General features: G+C 59.1%; 9 protein-coding genes. 1 reads left to right on the forward strand and 8 read right to left on the reverse strand.

Going from position 1 to position 14,751, the window contains the following annotated elements:
• Positions 1–46: 46 nt before the first annotated feature.
• The 6 genes from B0G52_RS19910 to B0G52_RS19935 all read right to left on the reverse strand — a co-directional run bounded on the left by B0G52_RS19910 (position 47) and on the right by B0G52_RS19935 (position 9,265).
• Entirely contained in the window at positions 47–1,729 is a 1,683-nt protein-coding gene (locus B0G52_RS19910) for an ABC transporter permease (RefSeq protein WP_233162849.1), read from the reverse strand.
• Complete coding sequence (locus B0G52_RS19915; protein WP_094047137.1) at positions 1,686–2,816, reverse strand: ABC transporter ATP-binding protein; 1,131 nt, start codon at positions 2,814–2,816, stop codon at positions 1,686–1,688. The genes B0G52_RS19910 and B0G52_RS19915 overlap by 44 nt, the downstream gene beginning before the upstream one ends.
• An 83-nt stretch (positions 2,817–2,899) precedes the next feature.
• On the reverse strand, positions 2,900–3,991 hold the full coding sequence (locus tag B0G52_RS19920; protein ID WP_094047138.1) for an ABC transporter substrate-binding protein: 1,092 nt from the start codon (positions 3,989–3,991) through the stop codon (positions 2,900–2,902).
• A gap of 95 nt (positions 3,992–4,086) precedes the next feature.
• Positions 4,087–6,105 (reverse strand): methyl-accepting chemotaxis protein, encoded by a 2,019-nt coding sequence (locus B0G52_RS19925; protein ID WP_094047139.1) that lies wholly within the window; start codon positions 6,103–6,105, stop codon positions 4,087–4,089.
• A 129-nt stretch (positions 6,106–6,234) separates the two neighbouring features.
• The gene (locus B0G52_RS19930) at positions 6,235–7,473 is read right to left on the reverse strand and encodes a response regulator (RefSeq protein WP_143762603.1); all 1,239 of its coding nucleotides are present in this window, start codon (positions 7,471–7,473) and stop codon (positions 6,235–6,237) included.
• Positions 7,442–9,265, reverse strand: a complete 1,824-nt coding sequence (locus tag B0G52_RS19935; RefSeq protein WP_094047141.1) for a cache domain-containing sensor histidine kinase — start codon at positions 9,263–9,265, stop codon at positions 7,442–7,444. The genes B0G52_RS19930 and B0G52_RS19935 overlap by 32 nt, the downstream gene beginning before the upstream one ends.
• Positions 9,266–9,550: 285 nt before the next feature.
• Here B0G52_RS19935 and B0G52_RS19940 point away from each other — a divergent pair, with 285 nt between their 5' ends.
• The gene (locus B0G52_RS19940; protein WP_094047142.1) at positions 9,551–10,162 is read left to right on the forward strand and encodes a class I SAM-dependent methyltransferase; all 612 of its coding nucleotides are present in this window, start codon (positions 9,551–9,553) and stop codon (positions 10,160–10,162) included.
• Positions 10,163–10,799: 637 nt separating this feature from the next.
• Here B0G52_RS19940 and B0G52_RS19945 read toward each other — a convergent pair.
• Together B0G52_RS19945 and B0G52_RS19950 are read right to left on the reverse strand one after the other, a co-directional pair.
• Entirely contained in the window at positions 10,800–12,839 is a 2,040-nt protein-coding gene (locus tag B0G52_RS19945; RefSeq protein WP_369827096.1) for an ABC transporter ATP-binding protein, read from the reverse strand.
• Between the two features lie 7 nt (positions 12,840–12,846).
• Positions 12,847–14,598 carry an ABC transporter ATP-binding protein gene (locus B0G52_RS19950; RefSeq protein ID WP_094047143.1) on the reverse strand — a complete coding sequence of 584 codons (1,752 nt, stop codon included), beginning with the start codon at positions 14,596–14,598 and terminating at the stop codon, positions 12,847–12,849.
• Positions 14,599–14,751 lie beyond the last annotated feature (153 nt).

Raw genomic sequence — 14,751 nt, forward strand, 5'->3', positions numbered from 1 at the left:
TGTTCCCCTAACGCGCGTTCGTTATGGAACCCAGTATATCACACGATTATACGTTCATTTCCTTGCGTCCGGATACGAAGTAGGCGATCAGCAGGGAGACCAGCGTCGTCAGCGACAGGATCGACGCCAGCGCCGCGCCAGTGCCGTAGTTGGACGTGAACACTTCGCTGTAGATCGTCACCGAGATCGTCGCCGTCGCCCCGAAGTAGAGCACGATCGTCGAACTCAGCTCGTTGATCGTCGTGACCCAGCTCAGAATGGCGCCCGATGCGACGCCCGGAACCATCAGCCTGGCCGTCGTCTTGAAGAACGTCTTCGCCGGCGGCACGCCAAGGCTGATCGACGCCTCTTCCACGTTGCGATCGAGCTGATGCAGAATCGCCGTGCTGGATCGGATCGTATAAGGAATTTTTCTGACGATATAGGCGATGACGAGAATGATCCACGTCCCGGTCAGAACGATCGGCGGCTTGTTGAAGGCGATGATCAGACTGATCCCGAGCACCGTTCCCGGCATGACGTACGGTAGCATCAAGATGCTGTCCATCGCGGCCGTCAGCTTCGACTTGCGGCGCACCAGAATATAGGCGACCAGCATTCCGACGACGACCATGATGACGATCGAGAGGATCGAGTACGTGTACGTATTGATGATCGCTTTCGGCACCCGGAACAGAATTTCCCGATAGCTGTCCAGGCTGAACCCTTTGTGGAATACCGGCCCTTTTTTCTTGATGAAGGAGGTCACGATCACCGTCGCCTGCGGGATGATGGAGACGCTGACGACAGCCAACGCTCCCAGCGTCAGCAGAAACTTCGGCAGCGGGCGGAGCTGTTTCACCTTGGGCGTGCGCATGCCGGACATCGCATAGTTTTTGCGCGAGACGATATACCGCTGCGCGAACAGTATCATCGTCGTGCACAGAATCAGCACAACGCTGAGCGTGCTCGCCATCGCCGCGTTGCCGCCCATTTCGCTGATGAACTGCTCGTAAGCCAGAATAGGCAGCGTTTTATACCCTTGCCCGATCAGCATCGGCGTACCGAAGTCGGCGAACGAAGCCATGAACACCATGAGCGCTCCGGCCGACAGCGTCGGGAAGATCAACGGCAGCGTCACGGTGCGCAGCCGTTTCCAGGCGGACATGCCAAGGCTTTCCGCGGCTTCCTCCAGAGACGTATCGATCGTCTTCAGCGCCCCCGATACGTACAAGTAAATATGGGGATACAGCTGCAGTGTGAATACGAACACGATGCCGTGCATGCCGTAGATCGACTTGATATGAATGCCGATATCGCGCAGGAAATTCGTGATGAAGCCGTTGTTGCCCAGCATCAGAATCCACGAATACGCGCCGATGAACGGCGGAGAGACAAGCGACATAATAATCATAATGTGCATGAGTCCCTTGAAGCGGACATTGTAACGCGTCGTGACGTAAGCCATCGGAACGCCGATCAGAATCGCGAAGAAAGTCGCCAATCCCGACACGGCGAAGCTGTGCCAGAGCGCGTTGCGGAAATACTTCAACGTTGCGAAATCAATGTAGTTCTGGAACGAGAACACACCGTTCTCGTCGTAGAAGCTCGTCGCCATCAGCGAGAACAGCGGGTACACGATGAACAAGGCCAGGAACACGTAGACGAGCAGAGTCACCCATCCCCAGAAATCCCATACTTGCAGACTAAGCCGTTTCCAGACCGGCGCTTGAATCGTCTTGGCTTGCACGGTATACGGCCTCCTTCCCCGTCTCGTCGAAGATGACCGCCCGATCCAGGCGCAGATCGACGAACACGCTCATCTTCTCCCGCAGCATCCGGCGCGGCTCCACCGAATGAACGGAAGCCTCCAGCTTCTGCCCGTCGACCAGGCGAATGCCGTAGCTCACCTTCTCGCCGAGGAAGGTCACCGTCTCGATCTCCCCGGCCAGCTCCTCCTCATGCCCGCGCTGCACGGACACGCCGATGTTCTCCGGCCTTACGGAGATCAGAACTTCGCCTTCGAATGCCGAAGTCAGCTTCATCGTCTTCGACATGCCCTGAACGCCGATCTTGGCCGATCCGGTCGCCGCATTGTACTGGCCGCTCGTTCCGCGCACGAAATTCGACGTTCCGATGAAGTTGGCGACGAAGCGGTTGGACGGGTAGGAATATATTTCGTGAGGCAGGCCGATCTGCTGCACGCGCCCTTCGCTCAAGACGGCGATGCGGTCCGACACCGCCAGCGCTTCCTCCTGGTCATGCGTCACGTAGATCGTCGTAATGTTCAGGTCCTTCTGAAGCTTGCGGATGTCCGAGCGCATCTTGATCCGCAGCTTGGCGTCCAGGTTGGACAGCGGCTCATCCATCAGCAGCAGGCTGGGACGAATGACGATCGCTCTCGCCAGCGCGATGCGCTGCTGCTGGCCGCCGCTCATATTGGACGGCGCGCGGTCGCGCAGATGGCCCAACTCGACCATCTCGAGCGCCTCCATGACGCGCTCCTCGATCTCCTTCTTGCTTACCTTGCGAGCCCGCAGACCATAGGCGACGTTCTCGAACACGGTCATATGAGGGAAAATCGCATAGTTCTGGAACACCATCCCGATATCCCGATTGTGCGTCGGCACGTCGTTCATCAGACGATCCCCGAAGTAAAGGTTGCCTTCCTCCTGCTTGTAGAACCCGGCAATCGTGCGCAGCAGCGTCGTCTTGCCGCAGCCGCTCGGCCCGAGAAGCGTGAAGAACTCGCCTTCCTCGATTTTGAAGTGCGCATCGTTCACCGCTTTGCTCTGTCCGAAGTATTTCGTAACGTGTTCGAATGTAACGCTCTGCATGTTGATCTGTCCTTTCGATTCGATAAAGAAAGGAAGGCAACCCGACCTCGATCATCTGTCAGGCCGCCTTCCGATCCGGCGTTTTATTTGTCTTGTCCCGTTACGATCCGGGTAAACTTCTTGATGATCTCGTCCTTGTTCTGGGAAGCCCAGTCGAAGTCGTAATCCACCAGCTTAATGTCCTTGGAAGCCGGAATGCCCTGCGTTTCGTTGGCGTCCGTTCTGACCGGACGGCGCTTGAACTCCTTCTGGAGCATATCCTGCACGTCCTTGCTCACGGCGAAGTCGACGAACGCCTTCGCGTTCTCCATGTTCTTGGCGCTCTTGATGACCGCAAGCCCGTCCGGAACGGCCGAAGTGCCTTCCACCGGATAGATGATGCCAACGTTCGCGCCGCCCTCGAGGTTGCGCAGCGCGGCTTCCTCCAGCGTGACGCCGAGCGTGAATTCCTTGTCGGCCACGCCCTTGTAGACCATCGAAGAGCCGCTCAGCATTTTGCCGTCCAGATTGTCCAGGAAGCTCTTCACGAACTCCCAGCCTTGGCCGTCGTCCCGTCCGAACGCCGACAGGAACGTCACGATCTGCGTGAAGGAGGAACCTGATTTCGCCGGATCGGCGAAGGCGATCTTGCCCTTCCATTTCGGGTCGAGCAGATCCTGCCAGCCTTTCGGCTCCTCGCCCTCTTTCACGAGGTCCTTGTTGTACATAATGATCATAGGAAGCGCCGAGAACGGCGTAAAATGATTCGCGCTGTCCTTGTAGGCATCGCCGATATTCGCCGATTCCGTCGTCTCGTAGACTTCGAAATATTGGCCGTATGCGGCCAGGGACTCGGCTCCGCCTCCGAAGAAGACGTCGCCCAGCGGATTGTTCTCTTCCGCTTGCACGCGTTTGAGCAGTTCGCCGGTTCCTCCGGAGATCAGCTCGACCTCGATGCCCGTGCGCGTCTGGAACTCTTTCAGAATCGGGTTGTTGATCTCCGCCTGGTTAGGAGAATAGATCGTCACCTTGCCGCTCAGCTTTGCCGCGCCTTCCGAACTCGCGCTGCTCGCGGATTCGGGCGCTTTGCTCGCCTCGGAGCTTGCGCTCGGTTTCGAATCGTTAGAGCCGCATCCTGCCAACAAGCCGACCGACAGCGCTGTCGCGACCGCGCCGGCGTACCATTTCTTTCTCATATCGGACCCCTCCTCAATATCGTGTCCCGCTTGGGATAGCTCTACTATACAAGCCCCCTGGCAGCGCTCTCAATGCGACAAAATTGCAGGATCGTTTAATATTTTGCCGCGATCGCCGCCAGAGATTGCTGCAAATCTTTCGACACTTCCGTCAGCCGATCCGCCAGCTCCACCAGATTGGCGCTCACTTTCAGCTGCTCGGCGCCGAGCGAAGCGACCTGCTCGCTGTAGGCGGACGATTGCTCCGAAGTCGCGCCGACTTCGCCGATCGCGTCGCCCAGCGTCCGCTGCGCTTCGGCCAGCTCTGCCCGGACTGCGGCCATGTCGGCAAGCTGCCCTCGGAACCCGTCCATTCGCCGGCTTACCTCTTCGAATATCGCTTCCGACTGCTTGGCCGCTTCCAGTTGAGCGAGGAATAGCGGCTGCGCTTCGGCCAACAGAGCGCCGGTCTCTCCCGCTTCCCGTTCGACCGCGTCGGTCACACGCCCCGCTTCGTCGATCGAACCTTTCGAGTGTTGGGCAAGCATGCGGATTTCATCGGCGATGACCGAGAAGCCCCTTCCCGTCTCCCCCGTTGAGCGAGCGGACTCGATCGACGCGTTGAGAGCGAGAATATTCGTCTGCTTGGACAGGTTCTCCAGCATCTCGAGAATGCCGCGAATATGGCTCGCGCTCTCTTCGAAGCGCGCCGCTCTCACGGCCAGGGAACGAACGATCGCCTCCGCTTCCCCCGTCTTGCCCGCCAGCTCGCGCATATACTGGGTTCCCCGCGCGCTCACGGACAACACTTCCTCCGCCGACCGTTCCATTGCTTGGCTGGATTCCTCGACTTGCCGCATGCTCTCTTCGATGCCCTGCGCCTGAAGCATGCCGCGCTCGGCCTCCACCGCCAGATTCGACGCGCCCTGGGCGATATGCTCGGTGGCGGTCGCAATCTCCTGCGCGGACGATTCGGTCTGCTTCGAAGACAACGACAAACTAAGCGCATGCTCGTTCAGGCGGTCCGCGGAACCGCGGGTCCGGCCGACAAGCGCGCTTAGTTTGTCCATCATTTCGTTATAGCCGTCTCCGAGCTGGCCGATCTCGTCCTTCCGGCCAGTCGGCATGCGGCCGGTCAAGTCTCCTTCGCCGCTCAGCTTCATAAGCCGGCTGAGCTTCACGATCGGCTTGCTGATCATGCGCGAGAGCAGATAGCCCGCTGCGCCGGCCAGTCCGAGCGACAGCGCCGCGACGATCAGCGTCATGCGAAACAGCTTGTCCACCGCCTCCAGCAGAACCGATACCGGAGTCATGGAGACCAGCTGCCAGCCGACGCCCGGCATCCGGCGCTGCACGACCAGCTGCTCCGATCCGCCCGCCTCTTGGCGGTACTCCGCCGCTACGGTCTCCGCGGTCTCTCCCGTTTCGTAGCGCGCGCCCAGTCCATCCTCCTGCGTATCCGCGAATACCCGCTCTTCGGAATCGGCCAGCAGCGCCCGGCCCGCTCCGCTGTCCAGCAGCTCGGCGAGCAAGTCGTCGATCAGCGCCGCCTTCAGCTCGATGAGCAGCACCATGCTCTGGCCGCCCGTCGCGGCCGCATCGACTTTCCGCGCGAGAGTGAATACCGGCTCCTTCGCGACTCCGGTCTGTCCGGCGGCGGCGACCGGCATCCAGATTGTCTGGCTTCCGGAAGCCCAGATGTGCCGGTACCAATCCGAATTCCGCTGCTCCTCGGTGAAGCTGAAGGTCACGGTCGAAATCGAGCGTCCGCCCTCCGCCTCCGGAAGCAAATAGAGGGCGCTGATTCCCGGATTGGCGTACGTGTAGCTGTTCAGCTTATCCGAGATCGTCTGCCCCGCTTCCAATCTCGTCTTATGGTCGCCGCTCGTTGCCATCGCGGCCAGTCGGCTTCCGATATCCGGATCGCCCGCGATCTGCTTGACCAGCTGTTCGTAAAATCGAAACCACAATTCCAGCTTGTCGCCCGTCTGTCCGACCGCCGTCGTCGCGGACTGCGCGGCCTGCTTCTTCACCGCGTCCGCCGAAATCACGTATGAAGCGAATCCTACCGCCCCGACGGCCAACACGATGCAGCAGACGAAGCTGGCGAACAATTTGACGCCGATCGATCTCATCTTGATTTTCCCTCCGTTTACTCGCAGTGTTGCGGTTCGCCAGAAGTATAGACGGGGCCGCCGGCGCGGGCAACGGGAGAAAATTGCATAATGGTCGATTATTTTATCACTCGGAACGACGTCGGACAGTTAACCGATGCCGAACCTGCTTCGGTATTCGGATGGCGTGTCTCCGGTATATTTGCGGAAAATTTGGCTGAAATAACGGGAATCCTGATAGCCGACCGCCAGCGCGATCTCGTACACCTTCTCGTCGGGGCGCAGCAGCAGCTCCTTGGCCTTCTCCATGCGCAGCTGCGTCAAGTATTCCACGAAGCTGACTCCCGTCTGCTTCTTGAACAGGCGGCTGAAGTTGCTCTCGCTCATCGGAATCGAGGCCGCTATCTCCTGCAGCGAGATGTCTTCCTGATAGTGCTCCTCGATATACCGGATCGTCTCGCGCAGCTCCGATTTCAATCGCTCGATATTCGGCAGCTCCGTTAATCGCGTCGCCGGACTCGGAGCGATCCCCGTGTGCGCGGCTAGCCTTCGCTCCGCTTCCTCGTAGGCGGAGGACAGCTCGTCCAGGGAACGGCGCGGCTCGCTCCAGGCAGTCAACAAACCGTCCCGGCTCCCCAAGGAAGAGCCGAGCTCCGCGGCAAGCGCAGTCCACTCCTCTTGCGGCGCCCCTTCGCCGAGCAGAACGGCCAGCTTGTCCAGCACGCGGGCAAACGTAAACTCCGTCTCGTACAGCCGATCCTCCACCGCCGCCAGCCGTTTCTTCTCCTCGGCCCCCCGAGCGCGGCGATCGAGCTCCACGATCGCGACGCGATATGCGCCGAGCGCCAGCGCCTGCTCCCCGAGAAGCTCCTGGAACAGCTCCCGTTCCTTGTCTCCCGCGCTGTCCATCAACAGATCGTAGAACAGCTTGCTCGCGACGATCGTGCCGCTGTCCCTGAACCGGGTCTGGCTCAGCAGCCGCTCAACGTGATTGCCGGCGCGGCGCTTGCGCACCTTGTCTCCGACCCTGCGGATTACCTGCATCAGCTCGTCCGGGTTGGTCGGCTTCAGGACGTAATCGGCCGACCCGATTTTGAGCGCCCGCTGAGCGTAAGCGAACTCGTCGAATCCCGTCAGGAAGACGATCTCCACCTCCGGCAGCATCCGAACCGCCTGCTGCGCCATCTCCAGCCCGTCCATGCCGGGCATGCGGATGTCCGTCAGGATGACGTCCGGCCTCGTCTTCTCCAGCAGCGGCAGCGCGGCTCCTCCGCTGTCCGCTTCGGCGACGATCTCGCATTGCAGCTCCTCCCACGGGATCGTGGACTTCAGTCCTTCCCGCACCAGCCATTCGTCCTCAACGATCATTAGCTTGATCAAGTTCCTCACCCGCGCTCTCTCTTATCGGAATAATGACTTTGACGACCGTTCCCGCTCCGGGTTCGCTGCGAAGGCTCAGCCCCGCCTCTTCTCCGAAATACAGGTCCAGCCGCTTGCGCAAATTGCCCAGCCCGATCGCCGTGTTGCCCGATTTCGACGAATGGTAGACGCTGCCGGATTCCAGCTGCTTTAGCTGATCTTCGCTCATGCCCGCTCCGTCGTCGGCTACCGTGAAGACGACCTTGTCCTGCTCCTTGCGGCATTCGATCCGCAGCGTCCCCATTCCCTCTTTCATCTCCAAGCCGTGCGTAATGGCATTCTCGACGAGCGGCTGAATGAGCAGCTTAAGCGTATAGTAGGACAGCACCTCGTCGTCGACCTCGACGACGACGTTCAGCTTGTCCCGGTAGCGCATCTTCTGCAGCAGCAAGTAATTGCGGATCTGCTGCATATCCTCCTCTATGGTAATGAAGGGTTGCCCTTTGCGAATGCTGAACCGCAGCAGCTCGCCCAGCGAGAGCACCGTCCGGCTGATGTCGTCGATCTTGTGAATGCGCGCCATCCAGTTGATCGAATCCAGCACGTTGTACAGAAAATGCGGGTTAAACTGAGCCTGTATCGCCTTAAGCTCGGCCTCCTGCACGCGAATCTGCTTCTGGTAGTCCTGCTCGATCAACGTGTGCAGCTGCGCGACCATTTTGTTAAAGCTCCGGCCCAACTGGCCGACCTCGTCGTCGTACTGGGTAGGGAAGGTAACGTTCAGATTCCCCGTCTCCGCCTGGCGCATCAAGCCTCCCAGCTTCCTGAGCGGCCTCGTCACGTTGACCGACAGTACGACCGCCAGCCAGATGGACAAGACGATGCCCGCGATCATGATCAGCAGCGTCAGATTGCGGATAACGGCTCCGTCCTTCGTGAGGGAGCTGACGGGAACGACGGAGATCAGCTTGAACCCGGTCACCTGGGACGTATCGTAGACGACCATCTGCGCCTCGCCCTCCGCGTCCGTCGTGCGAAAATAGCCCTTCGTTCCCTTGGATACGCGCGACGCGAAAGCTTCCGTCAGCTTGGCGCCGACCTGATGCTTGGAAGGGGAGCTGGAGATGACGTATCCGTTCCGATCCGACAGATACATCTGACCGCCCGGAATCTGCTGCGCTTTATTGTACTTGTCGGCCGCTTCGGCTTCCCCGATGTCGATGACGACGTAGCCGAGCGGCTCGTTCGAATTGATGTCCCGGATCTGCCTTCCCGCGCTGAGCACGACGCCGAAGTCCTCCGTCTTCTTCATCGCGTAGTGGGTGTCCCAGACGACATTCCCTCCTGACAGGCGGGCGATGCGGAACAACCCCCAGTTTTCGTTGTACTCGTTATACTCCCTGGGCAGCAGCTCGCCGGTGAAGTACCGGTCCCCGTTCGTTCCCAGCAAGTAAATCTGAATATCCCAATTTTTGAACCCGATGAACGATTCCAGAATGGCCTGTATCCGTTTCTCGTCCCGGTGCTTCTCCTCCGGCCCGCGGTTTCCGTCCTTGGCGAGAACCTCCTGCACCTGTTCGTTCCCGTAGATGTACATGGACAGCTGCTCGATGTCCTGAACGAAATAATCGATGCTGTAGTTGACCTGGGACAGGCTCTCCAGCAGCGTCTGGCAAACCTTGTCCAAAATCATGCGCGAAGATTGGGAATAAGAGAACGCTCCCAAAACGCCGAGCGGAATGATGGCCAGAAGCAGGAAAAAGATTATCAGCTTGTGCTTCAGCTGCATTCCGAGCAAATACGCTCGCCATTTCGACGGCATTCGACGCGCCCCCTCCCGTTTCACTCTTATACTAACGATTTCGCCGCCGATGGACAATGGAAATTGACTGTTGCGGTTTGACCTGGGATCCCTGCACAGCAAAAACGACCTCGCGCACTCTGGGGCAGCGAAGCCGATTACTTTCCCCCCGGGAGGTAAACGCGGATGACAACTTTTGTCATGGAGGCCACGTCTACAATATAGTTTGAACCAACTTCACGGCTGAGAGTATACCCGAACCGATAACCTGTCTGAATCCGACGAACTCTAGGAGTGATGATCGTAATGGAAACCTATTGGAATCACAATTCCGCCTTTCACGAAGAATTGGTCGCTAACGCCAAGGCGCGTGGCGGACAGGTTCTCGACATCGGGTGCGGCGAAGGCTTGCTGCTCCAACGCCTCGCGCCTATTGCGCATCAGGTAGTCGGGATCGAACCCGACCCGGCAGCCCTCGCTCGCGCGCAAAAACGACTTTCTTCAACTCCGAACGCAACGCTCATTAACGAAGACTTCCTGGCCATGCCCGTTCCTTCCCCGGAGGAACGCTATTCTACCGTCACCTGCGTCGCCACTTTGCACCATATGGAGCTGAGAGCCGCGCTGTCGAAGATGCGTCAAGTTCTCGCACCCGGCGGGCAGCTTCTCGTAGTGGGTCTGGCAGCGAACAAGTCGATCATGGACTTTGTCGTCTCCGGCCTTCTCGTTCTCCCGATCCGCGTCATGGATCGGCTTCATGGCGGAGTACAGGAATCGGGCGTTCGGGTGGCGGCCCCCAAAGATTCTTTGAGCGAAATTCGCCAAGCGGCACGGGAGATCCTCCCGGGAGCGGTTATCCGGCGCCGTTTCTATTACCGCTACATGATCTCCTGGCAGAAACCGATGACCGATCGGTAACGAACTAGCTTGCAAGGAATCGGGCGGACGGCTTTAAGGATGGACGGAGGCGGACGGGCTCTATGGGGATCAAAAAAGCACCTGCAGTTGCAGGTGCTTCGACCGAATCGCGTGATTGGTTTTAACCGATTCGTACTACACGCCATGGCTATGGCTATTCGGCGAATCTCTTGTTGATCGCGCCGGATCGGTCGATTTTAACCGTTCATCGTTCACATACAGTTTCCCTAATCCTTTGAAAGCTTCGAGCGAATAGAAATGGGCCCCGCCGTTCAAAACCGATACCGATCGCTTATGGCCGATTAGGCCTCTTCGGAATCCGGGCACTGGTCCGAACGGCGGCGAATTTTTTTCGTAAATGGCCGTCATTTCTTTCGACATTCCGGCTTGTTCTCCGTCCATATTTTAACTGACTATTGGCCTCAATCTATCTCTGTTTCGCCTTACCTGAGTCATCTGTCAATCCCTCAGCGTCTAACCGCAGATTTGTCTTGCAGTGCTTACATGCTGTTTTGGCTAGCTGAATCAAGCCAGCTATCTCTTCCAGCTCCTTATCTGCTGTTCACTCAGGTACGCCGAAATCGGGAAACAAAGACTTCCGGTAACCGCAATGCGGAATCAGGATGCCCCTTGAAGTTTAAGCCACACCCTCGGCCGCACCCTGTTGAAGCTGGTACATGGCGAAGTACTTGCCGCCCTGCTGCATCAGCTCGTCGTGGTTGCCGCGCTCCACGATCTTGCCGCGGTCGAGCACAAGAATCTGATCGGCCGCGCGGATCGTCGACAGCCGGTGCGCGATGACGAACGTCGTCCGGCCGCGCTTCAGCACGTCGAGCGCCGCCTGGATGATCGCCTCCGTCTCGGTGTCGATGCTGGCCGTCGCTTCGTCCAGGATGAGGATAGCCGGATCGAACGCCAGCGCCCGGGCGAAGGAGATGAGCTGCCGCTGTCCGGCGGACAGCGTGCTGCCCTTCTCAATAACCGGCTCGTCGAGCCCTCCCGGCAGCTGCATGAACATGTCGTACGCGCCGACGTCGCGAAGCGCCTGCTCGACCTTCTCGCGGGAGATCGCCGGATCGTCCAGGCTGACGTTCGAAGCGATCGTTCCCGTGAACAGGAACGGGTCCTGCAGCACGATGCCCATATGCTGGCGAAGCTGCTGCTTCGTCAGCTCCTTCACGTCGGTGCCGTCGATCAGAATCCGTCCCCGCTCCACGTCGTAGAAGCGGAACAGCAGGTTCAGAATCGAGCTCTTGCCCGAGCCCGTATGCCCGACGAGGGCGACCGTCTCTCCCTGGCGAGCGGAGAACGAAATATTCTTCAGCACGTCCTCGCCCGGCTTGTAGCCGAACGTCACGTCCTCGAACACGACATGGCCTTTGTACCGCTCCATCCGGCTGTCGGACACTTCGATTCCCGGCTCGTCGAGCAGGGTGAACACCCGCTCCGCCGACACTCGCGCCACCTCCAGGTTGGACAGCTGGTTCACGATGCCGACGATCGGCTGCATCATCCGGTTCATGTAGTCGATGAACGCGTACAGGACGCCGACCGTAACGGCCGTTCCGAGCCAATCCCCGGCGAACATCCAGACGACCGTCATGAACAGCACGTTGCGCAGCACATTGACCAGGTTGTGCGAGGTAACGGAGTTCAGCGTGAGCAGCTTGTTCTGATACTTGTAATACTCGTCGTTCATCTCGTGGAACTCGCCCATCGTCTCCTTTTCCTTGCGGAAAGCTTGAATGATCGGCATGCCTTGGATAGACTCGTTGATCATGCCGTTGATGTCGCTCAGACGGGAACGGATGACGTGGTTGTACCTTGCCGCGAACTTGCGGTAGATGACGATCCAGACGTACAGAATCGGGATGAACGGCAGCGCGATCAACGCCAGATTCGCATCCAGCACGAACAACGCTCCGATAATCGCCGCGATATAGATGATTCCCGAGAAGAAATTCGCCAGCACCGACACGTACAGCTCGCGAATCGCTTCTGTATCGTTCGTTACCCTGGCCACGACCTTGCCGGCCGGCAAGTTATCGAAGTACTGCACCGGCAGCCTCTGAATGTGCCGGAACACGTCGTTGCGCATCTGGCGCACGATCCGGTTGGCCGACACCTGAAGCAGCAGCCGCTGCCAGTAGGCCAGCACGCCGCCGATCAGCAGCAGCCCGACATACGTCGTCGCCAACAGGAAAATGCTGCGAAACTCCGGCTTGTAAAACTCATAGACGTCGCCCTTCGTGAGCTTCGTTGCCGGATAGCTGAGGACGCTCCCGTCCTCCCGTCCGATCGTCAGCGTTCCGTCCGCGAAAGCTCGCTTTCCGGTATTCGGAACGCCGGACGCGGGAACGAAGTAGTAGCTTCTGCCCGATTGCAGAATGCGCACCTCCTCGCCCTTCGCCTCTCCCGCCGCAAAGTGGTCCTCCCGCTTATACCAGCCGTCCCCGTAGGACACGGCGTACTTCTCTCCTTGCTGCACCGTGTACCAAGGCTTCTCGATACCCATGATGTTCGTATCGATCATCCGCTTGGCGATGAACGGTCCGACCAGCTCCACGCCGACCGCCAGCAGGAGAAGCGCCAGGGCGACGATAATAGGCCGCTTATAGTTCCATGCATATTTAAACAGTCTTTTGCCGTTGATGCCCATTGTTTTGCTCACCCGCATTCTGTGTTTAATTCTCCACGACCGCAGCGAGCTGCTGCCGGTCGTACTGCTCTTTGTACCATCCGCCGAGCTTCAGCAATTGCTCGTGGGTGCCTTCCTCCGAGATCCGTCCTTCGTCGAGCACGATGATCCAGTCCGCATGCTGCACTGCGGTCAGCCTGTGCGTCGTAATGATCGTCGTCTTGCCCGCGCGCTCGGTGCGGATGCCCTCCAGAATTTCCGTCTCCGTCTTGGCGTCCACTGCCGACAGCGAGTCGTCGAGAATGAGAATTTCCGGGTCCGCGATAACCGCCCGCGCAATGCTGACGCGCTGCTTCTGGCCTCCGGACAGCGCCACGCCCTTCTCTCCGACGAGCGTCTCCAACCCTTCCGGCAGAAACTCCACGTCCTTGCGGAACGACGCCAGCTCCAGCGCCCGGTTCAGACGCTCTTCGTCTCCAGAGGTATCCTCCGTGCCGAACCAGATGTTCTCGCGGATCGACTTGCTGAACAAGATCGGCTGCTGCGGGACGTAGCCGATCCAGCTCCGCACCCGATTCAGCTCCACCTCGGCGATCGGAGCGCCGCCGATTGTCAGCGCGCCTTCTCCCATCGGGTACTCGCGAAGCAGCTGCTTCAGCAGCGTCGTCTTCCCGCTTCCCGTCCGGCCTACGACGCCCAGCGTCTGTCCCCGGCGCAGCGTAAACGAGATATCGACGAGATTATCGATCGACGAGGAAGGATAACGGAAGGTCAGCCGATCGAAGCGAATCGTCTGCGGCACCTCGACCGCCACCGGATCTTCCGCGCTCTTGACGTCGGGCTTCGTGCCGAGAGTCTCGTTGATCCGGTCGAGCGACGCGTTGCCGCGCTGCATGATGTTGATCAGCTCGCCGATGGCGAACATCGGCCAGATCAGCATCCCGAGGAACATGTTGAACGAGATCATCTCGCCGAGCGTAATGTCGCCCCGGAAGACGAGCACCGCGCCGTAGCACAGGCCGATCAGGTAACTTGCGCCCACCAAAATTTTGACCGTCGGCTCGAACAGAGCGTCGATCTTGGCGACGCGAATATTTTTTTCGAACACATTGTCCGTAGAATCGCTGAACCGCTTCCGGTCCGCCTGCTCCTGCACGAACGCCCGAATGACGCGCACGCCGGACACCGACTCCAGCACCTGGTCGTTCAAGCCGCCGAACGCATCCTGCGCCTGCATGAACCGGTCGTGAATCTTCTTGCCGAAGTGCTGCATCAGCAGCGCCATGATCGGCAGAGGCAGCAGCGCGGCCAGCGTCAGCTTCCAGCTGATCGTTGCCGCCATGACGATGAGAATTGTCAGCATGAACAGGGTCGAATCGATCAGCGTCAGGATCCCGAACCCGGCCGTTACCGCCACCGCCCCGAGATCGTTCGTCGCCCGCGCCATCAGGTCGCCCGTCCGGTTGCGCTCGTAGAACGTCGGACTCATTTTCATCAAATGCCGCATCAGCCTCGAACGGAGCAGCCGCTCCAGCACGAACGCCCCTCCGAACAGTTGGTACAGCCAGATGTAGCTCAGAATGTAGCTCGCCAACGTCAGTCCGCCCCAGAATACGAGCAGTTCCGTCATGCCGGCCGCCGTCAGCGTCTCGGACTGGATTCCGTCGATGGCTACGCCGATCAGCTTGGGAGGGATGATGTCGATAATGCCGACGACCGTCAGCAGGAAGATGGCGATCGTGTATCTTTTCCAGTGCATTTTGAAAAACCAGCTTAATTTCTTAAGTACGATAAACATCCAGGAGTTCACACCCTTCTCTATAAGAACGTCTTGCCGCCGCAGAGGCGCCCAAGCCGCTTGAACCGTTGAAGAACAAAAAAGGCATACCGCCGTAAGCGATACGCCTTGAGGATGGTTGCCCATCCCCGCCGCGAACGGGGCTGAAGCCGA

Origin of the sequence: Cohnella sp. SGD-V74 (assembly GCF_003001675.1) — a bacterium.
In the GTDB taxonomy this organism is placed as follows: domain Bacteria; phylum Bacillota; class Bacilli; order Paenibacillales; family Paenibacillaceae; genus Cohnella.